Origin of the sequence: Lysinibacillus sp. FSL K6-0075 (assembly GCF_038592945.1) — a bacterium.
In the GTDB taxonomy this organism is placed as follows: Bacteria; Bacillota; Bacilli; order Bacillales_A; family Planococcaceae; genus Lysinibacillus; species Lysinibacillus fusiformis_F.
Genome location: NZ_CP151947.1, coordinates 3612015 through 3633960 on the forward strand (window position 1 = coordinate 3612015; position 21946 = coordinate 3633960).

Here is a 21946-nt window from a genome sequence, read left to right on the forward strand (position 1 = left end):
TTCGACTCCCCCTTTGTTGTTGTCTAAATGCTCTGTACAGTACTCATCCACTGCTCATAAGCTTTTAATGCTTCTTTTTCGTAACCAAGCTGCATCGATTTCAACATTGTTTGAATGATTATTTTTTCATCTTCTGTTGAGTTTCGATTTAAACGGTCGCCATCATAAGCTGCTAATTGAAACCAGATTTTTAATGAAAGACGATTACCTGTCGTAATTAATAATTCTCGCAAAATATCTCGACAATTAACCGTACCTTCTATTTCTAGTTTCACAAAAAAACTATCCCACACAGGTAGTGTGCGAAGAATCTCTGTACAACTTATTACGCGGATTGCTTCCATTTCATGAATTTGTCGCGTTAATTCGACATCTTTTTTCGATTTTTCATCTTCTAATATAAACATCGACAGTATTTCTACGAGCTGATGCTTATGTGTGGACGCAAGAAAAGTACCACCACCATGTCTCGTTTCAATAAGCCCTAGCAACTCTAAGCTTCGCAATGCCTCTCTCACAGAGGATCGCCCGACACCTAGACGCTCTGATAGAACTCGTTCTGAAGGCAGTTTTTCACCTGCTTGAATTTTTTCCAATTTAATGAGTTGACGTAGTTGTTGGACGATTTCTAAAAACACTTTCTTTTGTTCGGTTTTTTTATCCATACGACTAACTCCCCTTATCAAAAAAGTGGTCTGACCACTTTTTAACGTTGTCTCTAGCTTACAAAATAACTGTTCAAAAGTAAAGAAAAAACTGCATAAAATTTAATGCAGTTTCTCAATTCTTGTTTCATTTTATATCTTTTTCGTCGTTTGCGCATGTTTTACTTTGATTTGTGGCTTGCCAAAACGTCTCTCCAAGACACCATCAATCAACAGCATTTCCTCCTCTAACAGCAGGTCTTGGACCAATTGAAAAGTTTGTGGGAAAAATGTAATTGAAACCGTTCCAAACTCATCCTGTAGCTGAACAAAAGCCATTTGCTCACCTTTTTTTGTACGAATTTTCTTCACTTCTTCAATCATACCAATCATTCTTATAGAGGTACCATCACGCTTCTGCTTTAACTCTCGGCAAGTACTATTGACATCCCCCCAGTATAGTCTTTCTTGTGCTACTGGATGTGTAGAAATATAAAAGCCCAAACTCTCTTTCTCATGCATCAATTTTTCCTTCTGGGACATTTCTTCTGCCTGCATATATTTGGGCTTACCAAAACTAAATGCCATAGCCGACGCCAAATCAATGTCTTCAGTTGGCCGTAAAAGCTCTGCGTGTTTCAAAGCTGCGTCTACTGTCATGATGAGGACTGCTCTGTCTTTTTCTAGATAATCAAGCGCCCCAGCATAAATTAATGATTCCATCACTTTTGGTTTAAAATGCTGCGCACTTAAGGCAACAGCCAGGTCAAATAGGTTATTTAATACCTCTGGATTTGTTTGACGGAGCCCATGCATTTTTTCTATCAAAGTATGGGGCACACCTTTGATTCCTGATAAGCTGTAGCGAATGCCTTCATTTTCTATAGTAAAATACTTGGTACTGTTTTTTAAAGAAGGTGGATAAAATGGGATGCCCTTATCTTTTGCCTCATGGACAAGTTGTTGAATCTTTTCTACATTTCCCGTTGCATTGGATAATAAAGCTGCATAAAAGCTTTGAGGGAAATGTGCCTTTAAATAGGCCATTTGATAGGAAATAACACTATAGGCCACAGCATGACTTTTAGGGAAACCATAATCCGCAAAGCGTACAATCAATTCATAGACTTCTTCTGCTACACGCTGATCAAAGCCTTGGCTTAACGCCCCATGAACAAAGGCAGTACGTTGTTCCTCTAAAACTTGACGATTTTTTTTACTCACTGCACGGCGAAGTAAATCTGCCTGTCCCATTGTAAAGCCTGCCAGTACTGATGCAATTTTTATAATTTGTTCTTGATAAACAATCACACCAAAGGTCTCTTGTAAAATAGGCTCTAGCACAGGATGTGGCATCGTCACCTTTTCTCTGCCAGCTTTCCGTTTTGCATAGACAGGAATAAAATCCATTGGTCCTGGACGATAAAGTGCGTTTACAGCTACAATATCTAAAAAGCTTGTAGGACTGATATCACGTAAAGCTTGCTTCATACCGTCTGATTCTAATTGAAAGATCCCCAGCGTGTCCCCTCTTTGTAAAAGCTGAAACGTCTTGTCATCATGCATCGGAATTCGTTCAAATTCTATCCAAGGACCCCCCGCTTTATAAATAGACCAACGTATTTGCTCTAAAATAGTAAGGTTGCGCAAGCCTAAGAAATCCATTTTAACGAGACCACACGCTTCAATATCTCCCATTGGCCATTGCGTACTATAAATACCATCATGCCCTTCTTCAATCGGTACAGTATTCACTAAAGGTGATGGAGCGATTACAATACCAGCTGCATGTGTAGAAGAATTTCTTGGTAGACCTTCTAATTTTAGCGCTACCTCGTACCAACGCAGATGGTTATCATTTTCTGCTAGCCAACCTTGAAAATCCTGTGACTCAGCCACAGCTCTTTGCAATGTCATTCCTGGCTTATTTGGAATCATCTTCGAAATTTTTTCTAACATCTCCGCATCAAAGCCAAAAACCCGCGCAACATCCCTTGCAACTGCTTTTGCAGACAATGTACCAAATGTAATAATTTGCGCTACATTTGCCTTGCCATATTTTTGGGCAACATACTGAATTACTTGATGTCTTTTACTATCAACAAAATCGATATCAATATCAGGTAAAGTGATTCTTTCTGGATTTAAAAAGCGTTCAAATAATAAACCATAGGCAAGTGGATCTACTTGTGTAATGGAAAGACTATACGCCACAAGTGAACCTGCTGAGGAACCACGTCCAGGTCCAGTCAAAATTCGATTTTCTTTCGCATAACGCATGAAATCCACCACAACTAAAAAATAGTCAGCAAAGCCCATAGAGCAAATGATTTCAAGCTCATACTGTAGGCGTTCACGGTAGGCAACGGGTATTGCGATTTGCTTAAATCGCTCTTCTAATCCAGCAAATGCTTCTTTAACAAGCAAGCTTTCAGCCGTTTCACCTTCAGGTACAGGAAATTTAGGCATTTGCACAGGCATTTCAGGTATATCAGCTTTACAGCTAGCAAGCATTTTCATACTGGAATCAAGCCAATCTGGTCGATCAGCAAACCAATTTTGCCATTCATATGCTGTTGGGGCAAAATAGCCTTGCACATCAGCCGTTTGCATAGTATTTCCAAGCTTTTCCCCTGTATCAATTGCTCTTGCTACCTCATAAGCAAAATGATCTTCTGGACGCAAGAAATAACAGCTTTGAGACGCTACAAGCGGAATGGCATGTTCTTCACACCAGAAAACGAATTCATCTTCATGTTGAGTCTTTTCCCCTCCTGGTCTAGCAATTCCCATATAAAATTGATGACCAAATAGCTGAACCAATGCAGAAACCATTGCCTGCCAGTCATCTAAATCCGTTAAATCATTAGCAGAAAGTAGAGCTACACAGCCTGCTGAATACCCCTCAAGCCACTTCCATGGCAGCACCTCGTCTTGTCTAATGGATATCGCACTACTTATCTTTAATAAATGTTGATAGCCTTCCTGCGTCTGCGCATACAGTACGAGGGGAAGCGTTGTTTCATGCCACTGTACGTTAACCGAAAGCCCAATAACAGCATGAATATTTGCTTGCTGCAATGCTTTACAAAAAGGCAAAAGCCCGTACAATTTCGTATTAACGATTGCACAGGCTTGTGTCTTTTGTTCTTGTAAAAAAGGAATCAATTGCTCAAGCCGAATTGTGCTTTTCAATAAATCCGCGCTCGTATGCATCTTTGTATATACATGTGTCAAATGAATCCCTTCCTTTTCTCTGTTAATGATACGCTTTACAAATCTCTTGTAATCTTGAAATAACGAGGTCTGCTTCTTCCCACGAATAAGCAGTAGCTCCAGAAGCAAGCGGGTGTCCGCCTCCGTTAAATTCCTTCGCTAATGTATTGATAACGGGACCCTTTGAACGTAATCGTACACGGATCTGATCCCCTTCTTCAATGAACACAACCCATGAACATATACCTTTAACGCTGCCAAGGCAACCTACTAATAAAGAAGCCTCAGATGGCACAGTATCATGCTCTGCCAGTAATTCCTTTGTCAGCTTCACATAGGCAGCTCCATGCTCGTTCATTGTAAAGTTTTGATAAATATACCCTTGTAAATTAAGTAACTTTTGCTCCATTTCGTACATGCCATCAAATAGTTGATTTCGATCAAAATCATATGTAATCAGGTCAGCAGCAACTTTAAATGTTTTCGTTGTTGTACTTGGGAATTGGAATCTACCTGTATCGCCTACTATTCCTGCAAATAATAAGCGCGCAGCAGCATCTGAGAGTTTCCAGTTTGCTACTTCCTTGCCTTCTTCATATAATTCGTAGATCATTTCACTACAAGAGCTTGCTGTCGTGTCCACCCATAAAAGATCACCATAAGCATCATCATTTGGATGGTGATCAATTTTTATCACCATTTTGCCCTTTGTATAACGTTGATCGTCAACACGTTCTGTATTAGCCGTGTCTGTGACAATTACTAAAGCATTGTCATACACTTCATCCGCTATTTCATCCGGCTGTGCCATAAAAGATAAGGACGTATCATGTTCCCCTACAGCGAAAACCTTTTTCTCAGGATAATTGGCTAAAATAATCTCTTTTAAGCCTTGCTGTGAGCCGTAAGCATCAGGATCAGGACGTACATGACGGTGAATAATGATCGTTTCATTGGCCTCAATTGTGTCGATGATTTGTCTTTTCACAATAATTTCCCCCAAAATGATAGTAAGAACCGTTAGCATTTTTACATAATTATCGTTACAATAATGTCTAGTTATGCTAGGAGGTTTACTATGCTCAATTTAATATTTGTGTTTGCGATAATCATATCTTTTGTTTTTTATTTTTATTTTAAAACAAAACAGTTCCGTTCTCCATTACCTATTGCTAAAAACTGGTATAAAAGTAAAGCGAACATCGGCTTAGGTTCCTTAATTTTGTCCTTTGCTTTAAATCAAGCTTATTTATTCCCGGGCTTATTTACATTTATTATTGTAGCAATTCTTGTCGCGCTCGGCATCTTAGTTCTTTTAGAAAATATAAAAAAAGCACGCCATTATGGACAATTTGTTGAGGAAGAATTCCGCATTAATCAATAATATATGTAACAAAGGGATGACCAAGCAATTGCGCTAGGCCATCCCTTTTCAATACTTAACGTTCTAATAGTTGGAACATCATCATTGCCTTACCAACAAGTATTTGTTGATTATACACTTCAAAATCCATTTTCACAAACTTACGACTCATGTCTAAAATTCGAGGCTTAACAGTAAGCGTACTTTCCATTTGAACAGGCTTTATAAAGTAAATCGTCATATTCTCTGCCACTGCATCCCCACGTTTACGACGTTTTAATGCAAATGAACCGACCTCAGCTAGTAAAGTTGTAAAAGCACCGTATGAAATTGCCCCATATTGATTGGTCATTTGTGGTGTGACTTTAAACTCAACAATGAGTTCTTCATCACCTAGTACCTTCATTTCATTTTTCACTAAATCATCAATCGTTTCACCATGCTGCGGCTGCCTTTGTGCTAATTGCAATGCCTTCAGCACATCCTGACGGCTAATGACACCTTGCAGAATATTGTCATCATTAACAATTGGTAGAAGATCAATTCCTTCCCAAATCATTCGATGTCCAGCAGAAGCGACACTCATTTTCATGGAGCCAGCAATCGGATTTTTCGTCATCACTTTTTCGATAAGCTCGTTTTCTTCACGCCCAATAACGTCTTTGACGGTAATCATACCGACGAGTTTATTTTGGTGTGTGACCACAGGAAATGCACCATGTGTCGTACGTTCATTCAGCTTCTGGAAATGATAGATCGTTTCATCATTTTTTAACGCTGCTGTGTCAGTCATTGGGACATAAATGTCTTCAATAAATAAAATATCTTTTTTGATTAATTGGTCATAAATTGCCCGGTTAATCATTGTTGCGACCGTAAACGTATCGTAGCTTGTTGAAATGATTGGTAAATCTAATGAATCTGCAAGCAGCTTATTATCTTCCGTTGTATCAAAACCGCCAGTGATTAAAACAGCTGCACCCGCTCGAAGGGCATTTTCATGTGCTTTAATACGGTTACCAACAATCAATAAGCTACCTGCATCTGTGTAACGCATCATGTCCTCTAATTGCATAGCACCGATAACAAATTTTGTTAATGTTTTATGTAGACCTGATTTTCCACCTAAAACTTGGCCATCTACAATATTGACAATTTCTGCAAAAGTTAAGCGCTCAATATTTTCTTTCTTTTTTTTCTCAATACGAATTGTTCCAACACGTTCAATCGAACTTACTAAGCGACGATTTTCGGCCTCCTTTATTGCACGGTAAGCCGTCCCTTCACTCACTTGCATTTCCTTTGCAATTTGACGTACTGAAATTTTATCGCCCACGGGTAGTGATTCGATGTATTGTAAAATTTTCTCATGTTTTGTAGACAAAATATCACCTATTTCCTAAGCTTCAATTCTGCTCTTAGTGTACCATATTTTTTAAGAAAATATTTAATATAAAGTGATGAAATTGTTTAACTTTCCCCATCATTTCAACTACCAGCGTGGTGTCAATTCATATAGTACAGCATTACCATCGATTAGAAACAGTTTACTTTTTCTCCAGCTTTCAAAATTTGAACCTCTGTATTTTGCACTAGATCTGCAAAAATTTGTGGATCTTGCTCGATTGGTGGGAATGTATTGTAATGAATCGGTACGACAATTTTCGGCTTTAAAAACGAAACTGCGCAAGCTGCATCCTCAGGTCCCATTGTAAAATTATCACCAATAGGTAAAAATGCAATATCAATCGGATGTCGTTCACCAATTAGTTTCATATCACCAAATAGAGCTGTATCACCAGCATGATAAATCGTTAATCCCTCAACAAATAATAAAATTCCAGCTGGCATGCCCATATAAATTATTTCGTTATTATCTGTTACATAGGAAGATCCATGAAAGGCTTGTGTAAACTTTACTTTACCGAAGTCAAATTCCTTCGCACCACCTATATGCATTGGATGTGTTTTTACACCTTGCCAAGAAATCCAATTAGCCAGCTCATTTGGCGCAATAACTAACGCATCTTTTTTCTTCGCCAACTCTACTGTATCTCCAACATGATCATTATGCCCATGTGTAAGTAAAATAATATCTGGCGCTTCATTAGCTACTTTTAAGTCTGTTTGTCCATTGCCATTAATAAAAGGGTCAATTAATATCGTTTTTCCATTTGTTTGAATTTTGACAACTGAATGCCCATGATAACTTATTTCCATCTTAAAATCCTCCTCGATTAACAAAGTACAGTCCAACATTTTAATTCGCTACCCATGCGCTTTTTCCCTTTTTTTGATATGCTTGTACAGAGAATAATCGTCGTATTCTCTAACAGCCTTTTACCCTGTTAGAGCACAATTATTCAGTACTAGATAAGAATTCTCGCTACTTTTTAAGCAGCTGAAGCTTTCTTACGTAAAATTTTCCATGTAATAAAAGGAGGACATATTGATGTCAAAGGTTGAAGAAATCCAACGTTACTTGCAGCAAAATCACATCGATGCAGCATTCGTAACAACACCTGACAATGTTTTTTACGTTTCAGGCTTTAAAAGTAATCCACATGAAAGATTACTAGGAGTCATGATTTTTAAAGATGCGGAGCCTTTTCTAATTTGTCCACAAATGGAGATTCCAGATGCGAAGGCTGCTGGTTGGTCTTATGAAGTGATTGGCCATCAAGATACAGAAAATTCGATGGAAGTTCTTGCCCAGGCCATCGTAGCACGTCAAATCAATCCAGCTACATTTGCTATTGAAAAGGCACAGCTCATCGTTGAGCGTTTGGAAGCTTTACAGCAATCTTTCTCTCAAGCTAGCTTTGTGCGTCTTGATGAAAAGATTAATGCGATGCGCGTAATCAAAGATGAAAGTGAATTAGAAAAATTACGTAAAGCTGCAGAGTTAGCTGATTATGCAATTGAAATCGGTTGCAAGGAAATCGCTGAAGGTAAAACAGAAATGGAAATTCTAACAGCGATCGAAAGTGCCATTCAAGATAAAGGCTGTAAAATGTCCTTTGAAACAATGGTATTGAGTGGTCCAAAGACTGCCTCTCCTCATGGGAAGCCAGGTGCACGTAAAATTGAAAAAGGCGATATGGTACTATTTGATCTTGGTGTTATTTACGATGGCTATTGCTCAGATATTACACGTACTGTTGCTTTTGGTGAGCCAAGTGAAGCTCAAAAAGAAATTTATCATGCCGTTTTAACTGCCAACACAAATGCTGTCGCAGCAGTGAAACCAGGTATTCGTGCGATGGATTTAGACAAAATTGCACGTGATACAATTACAGAGGCTGGTTATGGTGAATATTTCACGCACCGTCTTGGACATGGTCTTGGTATTTCTGTGCATGAATTCCCATCTATTACAGGTGCTAATGAGATGACGATGGAAGAAGGTATGGTCTTTACGATTGAGCCTGGTATTTATAAATCAGATGTAACCGGCGTACGTATTGAGGATGATGTTGTTGTAACAAAAGATGGCGTTGAGGTATTAACAAAGTTCCCAAAAGATTTAATCGTTCTATAATGCAAAAAAGGAAGCAACTAGTGTGCTTCCTTTTTCTATGTCCTGCATGGTTTATTGAATTAACTCATCCACATTGACAAATGGTAGACCTTGTGAATCTGCCACTGCTTTATAAACAAGTTGTCCATCTAATGTATTCACACCTTTTTTCAGTGCTGCATTATCAAGGCAAGCTTGTTTGTAGCCTTTGTTTGCAATTTGAAGTGCATATGGAATAGTATTATTTGTTAAAGCAATTGTAGAAGTACGTGGCACCGCACCAGGCATATTTGCAACTGCGTAGTGTACTACACCATGCTTCACATATGTTGGATCGTCATGTGTTGTCACACGATCAGAAGAAGCAAAAATACCACCTTGGTCAATGGCGATATCGACTACAACAGAGCCAGCTTGCATGGACTGAATCATTTCTTCTGATACAAGTTTTGGAGCTTTTGCGCCTGGGATTAACACAGCACCAATGACTAAATCTGAATGTTTCACTGATTCTGCAATATTATATGGATTAGACATTAATGTTTGAACATCACGCCCAAACATATCTTCTAATTGACGTAAACGTTCTGGGCTTAAATCGATAACTGTCACATCAGCACCCATACCAACAGCGATTTTTGCAGCATTTGTTCCTGCAATACCACCACCGATTACTGTGACTTTCCCACGTTGTACGCCCGATACGCCACCTAGTAAAATACCTTTACCAGCATGGTTTCTTTCTAAAAACTGAGCACCAATTTGTGTAGCCATTTTACCAGCAACCTCACTCATTGGTGTTAACAAAGGTAGTGAACCATTTGCTAATTGTACTGTTTCGTAGGCAATTCCTACAACTTTTTTATTTAAAAGTGCCTGAGTTAATTCAACCTCTGGCGCTAAGTGTAAATACGTGAATAAAATTTGGCCTTCATAGAAGTAATCATACTCAGAAGCAACTGGTTCTTTTACCTTCATAATCATTTCTTGTGACCATGCTTCCTTAGCTGTTTGAACAATATGCGCACCAGCTGCAATGTAATCAGCATCCGTAAAGCTTGAACCTAGCCCCGCTCCTGTTTCAATGTACACTTCATGACCTGCATGTGTTAAAGTGACAACTCCTGCTGGTGTCATTGCTACACGATTTTCGTTGTTTTTAATTTCCTTTGGAATACCAATCTTCATTGTTTCCTATCCCCTTCCATAACGTAAGAAATAAGCATCATTTATGTAACTAAACTTGATGCACCCCTTGCCATTCCATATTACCAAACAATTGCAAAAAAAGCTTTAACTAATGCAAATACAGATAAAATTTATAAGATTTACAAAATAGCAAATATTCAAACGTTGTATAACATGATAAATTATTATATTTAGAAACTAAAAAGGAGACTAAATAGAAGTTAATGGAGCTCATTCATGAGCAGTTGCAAACACACGAAAAACGTTTGCACACTGCAAATAGTGGGAATTAAGTAATTATATTTAATTAGCATTTCTTTATGAAATGCCTTCACATTTTCATAATTTTTCTTACGGAAAGTATTTCCTTTAGAAAATCATTTGGTATAATCAACATATACAAATCAGGGAGGTTTTTCAAATGGCTAATCATTATAAAAGCATTGTTGTTGCAGTAGACGGTTCAAAAGAAGCTGAATACGCGTTCCGTAAATCAATTGATGTTGCAAAACGAAACGAAGGTGCAGTATTAAATCTAGTAAATGTAATCGATACTCGTTCATTTGCTGCTATCGAAGCATATGACCGTTCCATCGCAGAACGTGCTCAAGCATTTTCTGAAGAACTATTAAATGGTTACAAAAAGCAAGCTGAAGATGAAGGTTTAGCGAATGTTAATCTTATCATCGAGTATGGCTCTCCAAAAAATATCATAACAAAAGAGCTTTCTAACATCGTAGACGCAGATTTAATCATTTGTGGTGCAACTGGTCTAAATGCAGTAGAACGCTTCCTAATCGGTTCTGTATCTGAAGCTATTGTACGTTCAGCTAAATGTGACGTACTAGTTATCCGTACACCAGAAAACTAATTTGTAATACATAAAAAGGTATCCTTGAATAGGATACCTTTTTACTTGTATTGACTTCATGAGCAATTACTTGCCCTCTTTCCACATCTTCACTTTTTCAAAGAATAGCGCAAGAGCTTGCTTATTCTGCATATTTGGCACTTTAGCTAATAGAACTTCTTTAGGCGCTTTCAATTCCTTCGATTGTTTTTGTAAAATCACAATGCTCTTCTCAAGTGTCTTATTGGCAAACATGGCATCAGGTAATTGAATAATCGCTTGAATCCACGCATGCTTTTGAACGTACTTGTGTAATTGCTTAGACTGCTCTGACTCAAAAAGATGAGATGGTGCAAGGAAAAATAAATAGCCGCCATCCTTTGTATAGTTCATTGATTGCTCGATGAATAAATGGTGGGCATAACTCATCCCCTCTGCTGGACATAATTCATAATCGAGCGCCACTTCTTCATTTGGATAATAACCTACAGGTAAATCACAAACAACGGCATCAACTGGATTGACCAATAAATCTTCTAAGGCATCTTGACGGTATAAAGAAATAGGCTGTTCTGTTAAATCAGCAGTAGCCGCAGCAAGGCGAATAAGTAGCTCATCAACCTCTACACCTGTTGCTTCCACTTTCCCATCTAATAAATTCATAACCGTTAATAATAAATTGCCCGTGCCTACTGCTGGGTCCATGATCGAGATCTTTTCATTTTCAAGACGCTCTGCAAAAATTTGCTCCACAAAGTAGCCCACTAACAACCCTAACGTATCAGGAGTCATTTGATGATTCGGCTGTGAGCCTTTGCGCATCCCTTTTAAAATAGCAATTTGAATAGCTTTACGAATATCCTCTTTTGTTGCACCTTTTTGAGAAAAATCAACTTCGCCATCAAGCCATGCCTCTAACCCATCTAATAATCCTTCTAGTAACGTTATATTGTGTTCTTTTTCGATTTTTTCGGCATGCTCATTTAGCAAACCAAATAACTTCTCGATATTTTCCATATCTAACTTCCTTTCACGCAGAAAAGAGCCGTGACAAACACTTGTCACAGCCCCTTTGTCTAGTATTATCTTAGCCTAAAAGCAGCTTATTATGCTAGTGCTTTGACAGCTGCAATGGCCGCTTCATAGTTTGGATGATCTGTAGCTTCAGGTACATATTCAACATATGTTACTTTATTGTTTGCATCCACAACGAATACTGCACGTGTCAGAAGACGTAATTCTTGAATGTACACACCATATGCTTCACCAAATGAAAGGTCGCGGTGATCTGATACAGTTTGAACTGCATCAATACCTGCTGCACCACACCAGCGCTTTTGAGCGAATGGAAGATCCACAGATACTGTATAAATAACTACATTGTCACCTAAATTAGCTGCTTCCTCATTGAATCGACGTGTTTGCGCATCACATACACCAGTATCTAATGATGGGACAACACTAAATAAACGAATTTTTCCTTCTGAATCATTTAATGTTACAGGTGATAGGTCATTCGCTAATACCGTAAAATCTGGAGCTTGATCGCCCACCTTTACTTCATTTCCTACTAGTGTCACTGGACCATTTTTAAATGTTACTTGTGCCATACAAACGCCTCCTAATCTTCATATGTACATAATATTACTAAATGAAGGGAATTAATTGCAACTATGATAGCTTACATACTTAGAAATAGATAAGACTGTCTCCTAATTTGAGACAGCCATTTGTTTATTGTTCATTTTTTTCCTCTAGCTTGGCTAGTTCTAGTTTTTCTTCTTGTTCAGTAGTTTCTATAATCTCTTCTTGCTTTGGTAAAGTAGTTGGTGTTGAATCCTTTTCAATAAAGATTTTTTCGTGCACCACTGTTGTATCGGCAAAATAATCATGTAAACCTTGATTTTCTGGTAAAATCACTACCAAAATATACAGTGGCATAAAAATATTATTGATGATACGCCCAATCCAATCACGGAATAACACATCTGACCAAGTTAGCTGATCATGCTTTAATGAAATCACACGTAATCCAAATACCATTTTCCCTAATGTTTGCCCAAAGAACTTTGTCATCAACACAAAATAGCTATAGTAGAAGATTGCTGTAATAATAGAAATCGGCGCGTACCAAACAGAATCAGATAAGGACCAATCCATCAGATAAAAAATAGGATTAACGAGTATTCCACCTACAGCAGAAATAATGAATCCATCTAATAAAAATGCCCAAAATCGTACCCAAAAACCAGCAGTTTTTAATGCATAGTTTTTATGCTTTGCTGATTCTCCTGATGTCTTCATAAGAAAGCCATTTTCCATAGAGGGTGAACCTTGCATAACAATTTCATTGTTTGTCATTGTGCTCCCCCCCTAGTATTCCCCGTATAGATACATCATTTTCGGTGCGCTATAGTCCGTCATGATTTTCATTAGCATTTTCTCTTCTGCAGATGGACCAAACATGGAGCCAATTTTCATACCAACGTATGATTGCCAGCCACCCATATCATATGAATACTCAAATAAAGCGGCATCTTCAAGTCCATAATCTTCACGAAGAGCTGCAATGGCCGCTTCTTCATCACCAATTTCATCAATTAATCCTGCTTCAAGCGCTTTTGTACCACCAAGAATACGACCATCTGCAACCTTCTTCACTTCTGCTTCAGACATATTACGTCCCTGTTCTACAATATCTACAAATTCTTCGTACGTTTCATTAATCATATCTTGCATCATTGCACGTTCCTCTGCTGTCACTTCACGCATTGGGCTTAGCATATCTTTATGCTCCCCTGATTTAAACGTCTCAAATTTAACACCAACTTTTTCAGCCAGCTCTTGATAGTTAATGGATTGCATGATGACACCAATAGAACCTGTTATTGTATCACGATGGGCAAATATTTTATCTGCAGGTGCCGAAATATAATAACCACCTGAAGCGGCCATAGAATCCATTGATACATAAATTGGAATTTGTCGTTCTTCTTTAATTTTCAGAAGCTTTTTATAGATTTCTGCTGATTCCTTCACACCACCACCTGGTGAATTGACGCTTAAAACAACACCCTGTATGGACTCATCATATAAAATATTATCCAATTGTTCTAAGAAAAATTGATGATCATAGGCAACTGGTTGCCACAATGTACTTGAGCCAATATCTTGAATCGCTCCATCTACCTTTAAATAAGCAATTCGCTTATCAAAATTTTCCCCTTCAATTACATTTTCATATACATCTAAATTATTACCTGCCATTAAACTATCAAAATTACCTAGGAAATCTGCTTTAAAAAGCGCAAAAATGGTGTTAATTCCTAATGAAAATAGTAAAAGAACACCTGCAACTACTAAAGCAACCCACCTTTTTACATTCATGTCTTTCCGCCTCCTTAACACGTAATACGTATGAATTACACATTTGTTTCATTTTTTTGCAATAATACTATGCAAAAAGCTTTATGCTATTTATTTCCTTATCCTACCTTACCTAAAAAAATTAAAAAAATCAAAGTCCATACCTTTGCATGAACTTTGATTTTCGACATTATTTCCTAGGAAATGATCATGATTGGAGTTGTTTGATTTCTTGTTGTCGTAATTCGACACGTCTAATTTTCCCTGAAGATGTTTTCGGTAGCTCCTCTACAAATTCAATAGCACGTGGATATTTGTATGGAGCAGTCAGTGATTTCACATGACTTTGAAGTGTTTGAATAAGTGCTTCATCACCTTTTTCATCGTTGCGCAGAACAATAAATGCCTTGACAATATTTCCACGGACTTTATCAGGACTCGCAACCACTGCAGCCTCTTTCACAGTCGGATGCTTCATTAGGGCATCCTCTACTTCAAAGGGTCCAATCGTATAGCCTGAGGAAATAATGACATCGTCGCCTCGGCCATCAAACCAAAAATAGCCATCTTCATCTTTATAGGCACGATCTCCTGTAATATACCAATCCCCACGAAATTGTAAATTTGTACGTTCAGGATCATTTAAATATTTTTTAAAGAGGGCTGGTGTTTCACGATGAACAGCAATATCGCCAACTTCTCCCACAGTAACGGGTTTGCCCAAATCATTAATAATCTCAACGGTGTTGCCAGGAGTAGGTTTCCCCATAGAGCCAACTCGCGCCTCCATCCCCACCATTGTTCCCACCAATAATGTATTTTCCGTTTGCCCGTAGCCATCTCGTACTTGTAATTTGAATGTTTCCAAGAAAACTTTAATGACCTCACTATTTAAAGGCTCACCAGCTGATACAGCTTGGCGAATTGCACTTAAATCATATTCATGTAAATTTTCAAGCGCTGCCATAAAACGATATTCTGTTGGTGTACAGCATAGTACATTGATTTTGAATTTTTCAAGCAATGCTAAATAAGTAGCTGCTTCAAATTTACCTTTGTAGACAAATGCGGTAGCACCACTACCCAAAGTAGCAAGAAACGGACTCCAAATCCATTTTTGCCATCCTGGTGCTGCAGTTGCCCAAACAATATCATTTTCATGTACACCCAGCCAATGTGGTGCTGTTGTTCGTAAATGTGCATAGCCCCAACTATGAGTATGCACCGCTGCTTTCGGATTTCCTGTTGTTCCGCTTGTATAGGCTAAAAATGCATTGTCAGTGCTTTTAGTCGGGATAGGGTTTATGTAGGTTGTAGGTTGATTATGCATTTTTTCAAGTATGTTCTGCCAAGGTTCGTGTGCATGCCCTATGACAAATTGCAATATGCCTTGTAAATTCCCCACTTCATCAAATTGTTCAATATAAGGTTCAAATGCAATAACCGCTTTAGCATTGGCATGGTGAATACGATATTCAATATCTTTTGTTCTTAACATTTCTGAGCTTGGAATAATGGTTAAACCCGCTTTCAATGCAGCAATATACACAATATATGCTTCCACTGAACGTGGTACCATCACTAAAATGACATCACCTTTCTTTAAGCCTTGCTTGGTGAAAACATGTGCTGCTTGATTCGCTTTTTCCAATAAATGTGCATATGTAATAAATTGGACGTCTTGATTTTCTTCATAAATGATTAAAGCATTTTTTGTTGCATCCTGCGCATATTTTTCAATTTCCTCTGCTATGTTATACCATTCTGGTGCAACTAAATCTTGTCTTTTCATGGCAAATGCCCCCTTTTGCTATGACACATTATAAAACTCCTTTTTCATTATTTTCAATGGTTTACACTCAATTTCGTTAAAGTCATGACAACTATCATACTTTGCTATATGGCATCAGTCACGTTTTGTTTATAGGAAAACTAGTTATTGAATACATATGAAAAGTGTGGTACATTTTGGTCAACTAAATACAAGATTGCAGGGGGACTCGCAAGAGTTGAGAAGGTAAAACCTGACCCTTTGAACCTGTTAGTTAATACTGACGTAGGGAGCAATAGACATCGTTTTTTACAGATGAAAGGCTCTTTTTCGTGCATTTTTACACAAAAAGAGCCTTTTTTGCATGCTTACGTCCATCCACAGAGGAGGACTACAATGATATTTCAAACAATTCGTCAACAGCAACCACTCGTCCATTGCATCACCAATTATGTAGTGGCAAATTTTCAAGCAAATGGTTTATTAGCAATAGGTGCCTCACCGGTAATGGCTGATGACAGCCAAGAGGTAGAGGAAATGGTAGCGATTGCTCAAGCACTATTAATTAATATCGGAACGCTTAATGATCGTACAAAAAGCGCCATGCTATTAGCAGGTAAAAAAGCGAATGCACTTGGTATTCCTGTTATTTTAGATCCTGTTGGAGTTGGAGCCACAACTTATCGTAAGGAAACCGTCAAACATTTACTTGAGAACATACAATTTGCTGTGATTCGCTGTAATCTCGGCGAGCTTGCTGCAATAGCCGGTGTAGATTGGCAACAAAAGGGGGTCGATAGTGGTCATGGCTCCATCGCTATGGAAGCAGAAGCCACATTATTGGCTCAACGCTATCAATGCATAGTTATTGTAACGGGGGAACGTGATTTTATAACTGATGGTAAGCATAGCCAATGGATTGCTGGTGGTCATCCACAAATGACGGAAGTAACGGGTACAGGTTGTTTACTAAGCGCAATTTGCGGTGCTGCCTATCGTGTTGGACCTAACCCTTACCAGCAATTAACAGAAACACTTACTTACTATAAAAAAGCAGGTGTACTAGCATCAGCATTTACTGCAGATATCGGTGATTTTCAAATCGCCTTACTTAATGCTATACATCGTTTGTCAAAGGATGGTGAAGCTTCATGCATATTGTAACGACGATTGCTGGCTCAGATAGCGGAGGCGGTGCTGGTATACAGGCTGATTTAAAAACATTTCAGGAATTAAAAGTGTTTGGCACTTCTGTTATTACAGCATTAACTGCACAAAATACATTGAGTGTAACAGGTGTTTACCCAATTGACGTTTCCTTTATAAAAAAACAATTCGAAGCCTTAGTAGAAGATTTTTCAATAACTGCGATTAAAACAGGAATGCTTTATTCCTCAGCTATTATCAAAACAATCGCAAGTATGATCAGTGAGCTAAACATTCCACTGATTGTTGATCCTGTGATGATTGCAAAAGGTGGAGAAAGCCTATTGCAGCAAGAAGCTATCGATGCACTATGCTCAACTTTACTACCACTTGCTACGGTTGTTACGCCCAATATACCCGAAGCAGAGACACTTACAGGGAGATCTATTCATCATTTTGAAGATATGAAAGAAGTAGCTCAAAGCTTGTTACAACTTGGTGTACAATGTGTCATCATCAAAGGTGGACATTTAACAGATCCACTATATGCCATTGATTATGTATTTTTCAAAAATGGACGATCTTTTTCGATGCAATCTCCTCGAATCCAAACAAAAAATACGCACGGTACTGGCTGTACATTTTCAGCAGCACTTACTGCTTTTCTTGGACGAGGATTTGCTATGGAAGAAGCCATTATTGAAGCTAAAAAGTTTATCCAATTAGCAATTATGTATGATTTATCGATTGGAAATGGTCATGGACCCACAAATCATTTTGCTTATCAACAGCATAAGGAAGCCTGTGAGGTGATTATTCATGAAACGTGAGGATTTGCAGCTTTATTTTATTATGGGTACGAGCAATGTTCCTCATCATGAACAATCGATCTATATCCTAGAAAAGGCATTACAAGCAGGCATTACAATGTTTCAATTTCGCGAAAAAGGTCCTCATGCGTTAACTGGATTAGCCTATGAACAGTTTGCACGCCAATGTCAAAAACGATGTCATCAGTATAGTGTACCCTTTATCGTTAATGACGATGTCGAGCTAGCGATGCGACTCGGTGCTGATGGTGTTCATATCGGACAAGATGATTTACCTGTTGGAGTAGCACGTAAAAGAATTGGGAACATGATTCTTGGTGTTTCTGTCCATTCACAGGACGAATTGCAAACGGCTATTAACCATCAAGCTGATTATGTAGGGATTGGTCCAATCTTTGCAACATCTTCTAAAAGTGATGCACAACCACCTTGTGGCACATCTTTTTTACAGCAGGCTCGTTATCTTCATCCTGAATTACCGATTGTAGCAATCGGAGGAATTAATTGTAAAAATGCACATACTGTATTTCAAGCTGGTGCTGATGGTATTACTGTGATTTCAGCTATCTGTCAAAGCGAAGATATTGAACATACAGTATCTACGTTTAAGTCTTTATGTCGTATAAATAAATGATCAATAAACAAACTAAAACCAGTGCCTTTTACGGTCACTGGTTTTAAGTTTATAAATGCTTAATCAGCATTTATTGGTTGTTTGGCATACCTTTTAATTGAGATTCTGCCATTTGTACAAGACGTTTAGTGATTTCACCACCAACGGAACCGTTGGCACGAGCTGAAGCTTCAGCTCCTAATTGAACACCAAATTCTTGTGCAATTTCGTATTTCATTTGATCAAGTGCTTGTTGTACACCAGGTACTGCAAGCTTGTTTGAACTGCGGTTGTTGTTTGAAGTCATGTCTCTCACCTCCTTGTGAATATAGAATGTGCGATATTAGATTTTTAATACAAAAATTTTAGAGGTAAATTGTACCTCTATTGGAATACCGTTAATCACGCAAAAAAGCCGTCTCAAAATGGGCTTTGAGACGGCTTTTAAAACCTTATAATAGATCTGCAAATTTATCTTGTTGCTGTTCTTCTTTCTTAGGGAAAATATAGACCTCGCGATTTTTCACTGCTCGCTCGATCAATTCATCAAAATCAGAGAAGCTTTCATAATGCTCCACCTTTTCAAGCTTTGGTTTTGTTTTAGGACTTGCTGGTGTAAAAATCGTACAGCAATCTTCAAATGGCTGAATAGATGTTTCGTATGTGCCGATTTTCTCAGCCATATCGATAATTTCTAATTTATCTGTTGAAATCAGCGGACGTAGAATAGGTGTATTTGTTACTGCATTAATTGCTGTTAAGCTTTCAAGCGTTTGACTCGCTACTTGTCCAAGGCTTTCACCTGTTACAATAGCAAGTGCACCAATTTCCTCACGCACCTGATCAGCAACTTTCAGCATCATTCGGCGTGTTGTTGTCATCGATACGTTAGAAGGTACTTTTTCTTTAATAAGAACTTGTATTTCAGTAAAAGGAATGACATGCAAACGAATACTAGCACCAAATTTCGTTAATTCATTAGCAAGCACTTTAACTTTTTCCAATGAATTTTGGCTTGTATAAGGTGGACTAAAGAAGTGAATCGCTTCTAATCGTACACCACGCTTCATCATTAAATAACCTGCGACAGGACTATCAATACCGCCTGATAGCATTAATAAAGACTTCCCATTAGATCCTACTGGCATTCCACCTGCACCAGGAATGACTTGTGCCATCATATAAGTTGCATCATGACGAACTTCTACACGTAGCTCAATATCAGGCTTTTTCACTTTGACAGATAAATTTTGAAATTGCGGTAAAACATAGCCACCAATCTCACGTTGGATGGCGTGAGATTCTAATGGAAATGTTTTATCAGTACGTTTTACTTCTACTTTAAATGTATGTTGCTCGTCTTTAAATGTCTCCATAATCGTGATAGCGAGCTTTTTCATACTTTCCATCTCTTTTTCACATGCAGCTACAGGGCTAAATGATTGAATACCAAAAATTTTAGGTAAACCTGTAATTAGCGTCTGCATTTGTGCTTCGTCCTCTATAGCAATAAACATACGATCACGTTCTGTACGAATATGCAGTTGACCTAAATCAGCAAAAGCATGTCGAATATTTTCACGTAAGCGGCGAATAAAATCCATTTTGTTGCGGCCTTTTGTAGAAAGCTCACCATATCGAATTAAAATTTCTTTCCAAATCATTTACTTATTTTCTCCTTTGAGTTCCAACATTACTTCTGCAAGTACTTGTTTAAACTGTTCTATATCTTCTATTGTGTTATGTGCGCCAAAGCTAATGCGAATCACACCTTTTTTATAATGCTCATCAAGGTGTAGTGCCTCGACTACATGGCTTGTTTTCGTTTGCTTGGATGAACATGCACTTGATGTTGACACAATGACACCGCGTTTTTGCATAGCATTAATAATAACTTCCCCTTTTAAATCACGAACACTAAATGACATAATATGCGCAGCTCCTTGTGGGGTCGATAAAACATGGACTGCTTCTCCATATCCGTCTAGCTGAGCTCGAATTTCATCATGCCATTGACGGTATTTATTTGCGCGTTCGTTCATTGTTTCAACGGCCAATCGAGCCGCTTTCGCTAAAGCAACAGCTTGCGGAACTGCCACAGTACCGCTGCGCATTCCAAATTCCTGACCACCACCAAGAGCAAAAGGCTGCCATCTCACGGGTTTACGGAATGCTAATACACCTGAGCCTTTAAAGCCATGAATTTTATGACCAGAGATAGAAATACAGTCTGGGCCTTCTTCTTTAAAGGATATAGCTAATTTCCCAAAGCTTTGAACAGCATCAACATGAAAGGCTGCACGACTCATTTCATGAATCATTTTTGCTGCTTCCTTTATAGGCTGAATTGTACCCATTTCATTATTCACATGCATGATGCTAACTAAAATGGTTTCTTTTCGTATTTTAGTACGAAGCTCATCGAGAGAAATCACACCATTTCGATCAACACGAAGATATTCAACATCATAGCCCTCTTTTTCAAGCTGTTTCATCGTTTCTAGCACTGAAGGATGTTCAATTTCAGTCGTTAAAATATGCTTTCCTATATGCGTATTACTACGTGCTATGCCAAAAATAGCTGCATTATTTGATTCTGTACCACCTGAAGTAAATAGCACATTTTTTGCCTCTGTCTGCAAAATATCTGCTACTTGCTCACGCGCACGCATTAATAAATCATTTGCTTCAACACCCATGGCATGGATGGAAGCAGGGTTGGCATAATACTGTTCATTGACAGCCATGAATGCTTGCATAACCTCATTTAAAGGCTTTGTTGTTGCACTATTATCTAAATAAATTGTATTAACCATAACTTTTCACACACTTTCAAAACGTTGATTTAACGGTATTTATCATAACGCAATCTTTGGCGATTGACCACTAACTTTAACGATTCTTTAAATTTTAATTGGTATCCTACATTTTTTTCAACATCGTGATAAATTCTGTGGGCGTACTAAATTCGATCGCTTTAACAAAACCTAATTTTTCATAAAGATGGATTGCTCGCTTATTAAATAGGGCGACTGTTAAGCGAAGTGGTAGATGATGCTCTTGTTGAACTGTTTGTACAATAAACGAAAAAAATGCCGTTCCTAATCCTTGACCTGTTAGATTTGGTTTCATACCAATTCCAATATCTACACAGCATTCTATATATGCACCAATATCCTGTCCCTTTGGCACTTGTGCTGCCAAACCTGTGCAATAATAGCCGATTAACTCCCCCTGATTATTCAAGATAGCAAAGTAGGGATGATCAAGCATTTCTTGTACATTTTCATCCGATAATTCATTATTGTAAAAATCGTAAGGTTCTGCATATTGCCATTGTAAAATTTCACTTGCAAACTGTTCATTCATTTTTTTTATCGACAGCTTCACACTGAATCACATCCTCATCTATGCAATAAATAGAAAGCTGTCTAAAAAG

Annotated in this window: 21 protein-coding genes and 1 riboswitch; of the genes, 6 read left to right on the forward strand and 15 right to left on the reverse strand. The window is 38.1% G+C overall.

Going from position 1 to position 21946, the window contains the following annotated elements; genetic code table 11:
- Positions 1-23: 23 nt before the first annotated feature.
- The 3 genes from MHB65_RS17685 to MHB65_RS17695 form a co-directional block, all read right to left on the reverse strand.
- Positions 24-665, reverse strand: a complete 642-nt coding sequence (locus MHB65_RS17685; RefSeq protein WP_205444955.1) for a GntR family transcriptional regulator — start codon at positions 663-665, stop codon at positions 24-26.
- A 132-nt stretch (positions 666-797) separates the two neighbouring features.
- Entirely contained in the window at positions 798-3881 is a 3084-nt protein-coding gene (gene dnaE, locus MHB65_RS17690; protein WP_342441200.1) for a DNA polymerase III subunit alpha, read from the reverse strand.
- Between the two features lie 22 nt (positions 3882-3903).
- Positions 3904-4848, reverse strand: a complete 945-nt coding sequence (locus tag MHB65_RS17695; RefSeq protein WP_207794398.1) for a bifunctional oligoribonuclease/PAP phosphatase NrnA — start codon at positions 4846-4848, stop codon at positions 3904-3906.
- A gap of 90 nt (positions 4849-4938) precedes the next feature.
- Between MHB65_RS17695 and MHB65_RS17700 the strand changes: the two genes are divergently transcribed.
- Positions 4939-5244 (forward strand): YtpI family protein, encoded by a 306-nt coding sequence (locus tag MHB65_RS17700; protein WP_205444960.1) that lies wholly within the window; start codon positions 4939-4941, stop codon positions 5242-5244.
- A gap of 55 nt (positions 5245-5299) precedes the next feature.
- On the opposite strand, the gene MHB65_RS17705 is transcribed toward MHB65_RS17700, so the two are convergent.
- The gene (locus MHB65_RS17705) at positions 5300-6607 is read right to left on the reverse strand and encodes a DRTGG domain-containing protein (RefSeq protein WP_205444962.1); all 1308 of its coding nucleotides are present in this window, start codon (positions 6605-6607) and stop codon (positions 5300-5302) included.
- A gap of 152 nt (positions 6608-6759) precedes the next feature.
- On the reverse strand, positions 6760-7443 hold the full coding sequence (locus MHB65_RS17710; RefSeq protein WP_205444963.1) for a metal-dependent hydrolase: 684 nt from the start codon (positions 7441-7443) through the stop codon (positions 6760-6762).
- A gap of 232 nt (positions 7444-7675) precedes the next feature.
- Between MHB65_RS17710 and MHB65_RS17715 the strand changes: the two genes are divergently transcribed.
- Positions 7676-8764: a Xaa-Pro peptidase family protein gene (locus MHB65_RS17715; protein WP_342441201.1), complete on the forward strand. Its 1089-nt coding sequence runs from the start codon at positions 7676-7678 to the stop codon at positions 8762-8764.
- A 51-nt stretch (positions 8765-8815) separates the two neighbouring features.
- Here the strand turns inward: MHB65_RS17715 and ald are convergent, their stop codons facing one another.
- Positions 8816-9931 carry an alanine dehydrogenase gene (gene ald, locus MHB65_RS17720; RefSeq protein WP_342441202.1) on the reverse strand — a complete coding sequence of 372 codons (1116 nt, stop codon included), beginning with the start codon at positions 9929-9931 and terminating at the stop codon, positions 8816-8818.
- Between the two features lie 421 nt (positions 9932-10352).
- Between ald and MHB65_RS17725 the strand changes: the two genes are divergently transcribed.
- Entirely contained in the window at positions 10353-10802 is a 450-nt protein-coding gene (locus MHB65_RS17725) for a universal stress protein (RefSeq protein WP_205444968.1), read from the forward strand.
- 66 nt (positions 10803-10868) lie between these two features.
- On the opposite strand, the gene MHB65_RS17730 is transcribed toward MHB65_RS17725, so the two are convergent.
- The 5 genes from MHB65_RS17730 to MHB65_RS17750 all read right to left on the reverse strand — a co-directional run bounded on the left by MHB65_RS17730 (position 10869) and on the right by MHB65_RS17750 (position 15939).
- Positions 10869-11798 carry a class I SAM-dependent methyltransferase gene (locus MHB65_RS17730; protein WP_205444970.1) on the reverse strand — a complete coding sequence of 310 codons (930 nt, stop codon included), beginning with the start codon at positions 11796-11798 and terminating at the stop codon, positions 10869-10871.
- 89 nt (positions 11799-11887) lie between these two features.
- Positions 11888-12391: a thiol peroxidase gene (gene tpx, locus MHB65_RS17735; RefSeq protein WP_004226187.1), complete on the reverse strand. Its 504-nt coding sequence runs from the start codon at positions 12389-12391 to the stop codon at positions 11888-11890.
- A 124-nt stretch (positions 12392-12515) separates the two neighbouring features.
- Positions 12516-13142, reverse strand: a complete 627-nt coding sequence (locus tag MHB65_RS17740; RefSeq protein ID WP_342441203.1) for an RDD family protein — start codon at positions 13140-13142, stop codon at positions 12516-12518.
- A 12-nt stretch (positions 13143-13154) separates the two neighbouring features.
- The gene (gene sppA / locus MHB65_RS17745; protein WP_205444973.1) at positions 13155-14168 is read right to left on the reverse strand and encodes a signal peptide peptidase SppA; all 1014 of its coding nucleotides are present in this window, start codon (positions 14166-14168) and stop codon (positions 13155-13157) included.
- Between the two features lie 187 nt (positions 14169-14355).
- Positions 14356-15939: an acyl--CoA ligase gene (locus tag MHB65_RS17750; RefSeq protein ID WP_342441204.1), complete on the reverse strand. Its 1584-nt coding sequence runs from the start codon at positions 15937-15939 to the stop codon at positions 14356-14358.
- Positions 15940-16129: 190 nt separating this feature from the next.
- A riboswitch (TPP riboswitch) is annotated at positions 16130-16227 on the forward strand.
- A gap of 87 nt (positions 16228-16314) precedes the next feature.
- Here MHB65_RS17750 and thiM point away from each other — a divergent pair.
- From thiM to thiE, 3 genes are read left to right on the forward strand one after another with little or no spacing between them, the layout of a single operon-like run.
- Positions 16315-17082 carry a hydroxyethylthiazole kinase gene (gene thiM, locus MHB65_RS17755; RefSeq protein ID WP_342441205.1) on the forward strand — a complete coding sequence of 256 codons (768 nt, stop codon included), beginning with the start codon at positions 16315-16317 and terminating at the stop codon, positions 17080-17082.
- Positions 17070-17894 carry a bifunctional hydroxymethylpyrimidine kinase/phosphomethylpyrimidine kinase gene (thiD, locus tag MHB65_RS17760; protein WP_342441206.1) on the forward strand — a complete coding sequence of 275 codons (825 nt, stop codon included), beginning with the start codon at positions 17070-17072 and terminating at the stop codon, positions 17892-17894. The genes thiM and thiD overlap by 13 nt, the downstream gene beginning before the upstream one ends.
- Positions 17884-18528, forward strand: a complete 645-nt coding sequence (gene thiE / locus MHB65_RS17765; protein WP_342441207.1) for a thiamine phosphate synthase — start codon at positions 17884-17886, stop codon at positions 18526-18528. Before thiD ends, thiE begins: the two co-directional genes overlap by 11 nt.
- Before the next feature lie 70 nt (positions 18529-18598).
- On the opposite strand, the gene MHB65_RS17770 is transcribed toward thiE, so the two are convergent.
- The 4 genes from MHB65_RS17770 to MHB65_RS17785 form a co-directional block, all read right to left on the reverse strand.
- Positions 18599-18814, reverse strand: coding sequence for an alpha/beta-type small acid-soluble spore protein (locus MHB65_RS17770; RefSeq protein WP_036118875.1), 216 nt, complete (start codon positions 18812-18814; stop codon positions 18599-18601).
- Between the two features lie 145 nt (positions 18815-18959).
- A complete protein-coding gene (thiI, locus tag MHB65_RS17775; RefSeq protein WP_342441208.1) occupies positions 18960-20171 on the reverse strand; it encodes a tRNA uracil 4-sulfurtransferase ThiI in 1212 nt (403 codons plus the stop codon).
- A complete protein-coding gene (locus tag MHB65_RS17780; RefSeq protein WP_342441209.1) occupies positions 20172-21323 on the reverse strand; it encodes a cysteine desulfurase family protein in 1152 nt (383 codons plus the stop codon).
- 106 nt (positions 21324-21429) lie between these two features.
- Positions 21430-21897, reverse strand: a complete 468-nt coding sequence (locus MHB65_RS17785) for a GNAT family N-acetyltransferase (RefSeq protein WP_342441210.1) — start codon at positions 21895-21897, stop codon at positions 21430-21432.
- Between the last annotated feature and the right edge of the window lie 49 nt (positions 21898-21946).

Coding starts and splice junctions, on each gene's coding strand:
- MHB65_RS17780 (WP_342441209.1), bottom strand. CDS start 21,323: ATGGTTAATACAATTTATTTAGATAATAGTGCAACAACAAAGCCTTTA.
- MHB65_RS17740 (WP_342441203.1), bottom strand. CDS start 13,142: ATGACAAACAATGAAATTGTTATGCAAGGTTCACCCTCTATGGAAAAT.
- MHB65_RS17750 (WP_342441204.1), bottom strand. CDS start 15,939: ATGAAAAGACAAGATTTAGTTGCACCAGAATGGTATAACATAGCAGAG.
- MHB65_RS17770 (WP_036118875.1), bottom strand. CDS start 18,814: ATGACTTCAAACAACAACCGCAGTTCAAACAAGCTTGCAGTACCTGGT.
- tpx (WP_004226187.1), bottom strand. CDS start 12,391: ATGGCACAAGTAACATTTAAAAATGGTCCAGTGACACTAGTAGGAAAT.
- MHB65_RS17710 (WP_205444963.1), bottom strand. CDS start 7,443: ATGGAAATAAGTTATCATGGGCATTCAGTTGTCAAAATTCAAACAAAT.
- thiE (WP_342441207.1), top strand. CDS start 17,884: ATGAAACGTGAGGATTTGCAGCTTTATTTTATTATGGGTACGAGCAAT.
- MHB65_RS17730 (WP_205444970.1), bottom strand. CDS start 11,798: ATGGAAAATATCGAGAAGTTATTTGGTTTGCTAAATGAGCATGCCGAA.
- ald (WP_342441202.1), bottom strand. CDS start 9,931: ATGAAGATTGGTATTCCAAAGGAAATTAAAAACAACGAAAATCGTGTA.
- thiI (WP_342441208.1), bottom strand. CDS start 20,171: ATGATTTGGAAAGAAATTTTAATTCGATATGGTGAGCTTTCTACAAAA.
- MHB65_RS17685 (WP_205444955.1), bottom strand. CDS start 665: ATGGATAAAAAAACCGAACAAAAGAAAGTGTTTTTAGAAATCGTCCAA.
- MHB65_RS17700 (WP_205444960.1), top strand. CDS start 4,939: ATGCTCAATTTAATATTTGTGTTTGCGATAATCATATCTTTTGTTTTT.
- sppA (WP_205444973.1), bottom strand. CDS start 14,168: ATGAATGTAAAAAGGTGGGTTGCTTTAGTAGTTGCAGGTGTTCTTTTA.
- MHB65_RS17725 (WP_205444968.1), top strand. CDS start 10,353: ATGGCTAATCATTATAAAAGCATTGTTGTTGCAGTAGACGGTTCAAAA.
- thiM (WP_342441205.1), top strand. CDS start 16,315: ATGATATTTCAAACAATTCGTCAACAGCAACCACTCGTCCATTGCATC.
- thiD (WP_342441206.1), top strand. CDS start 17,070: ATGCATATTGTAACGACGATTGCTGGCTCAGATAGCGGAGGCGGTGCT.
- MHB65_RS17715 (WP_342441201.1), top strand. CDS start 7,676: ATGTCAAAGGTTGAAGAAATCCAACGTTACTTGCAGCAAAATCACATC.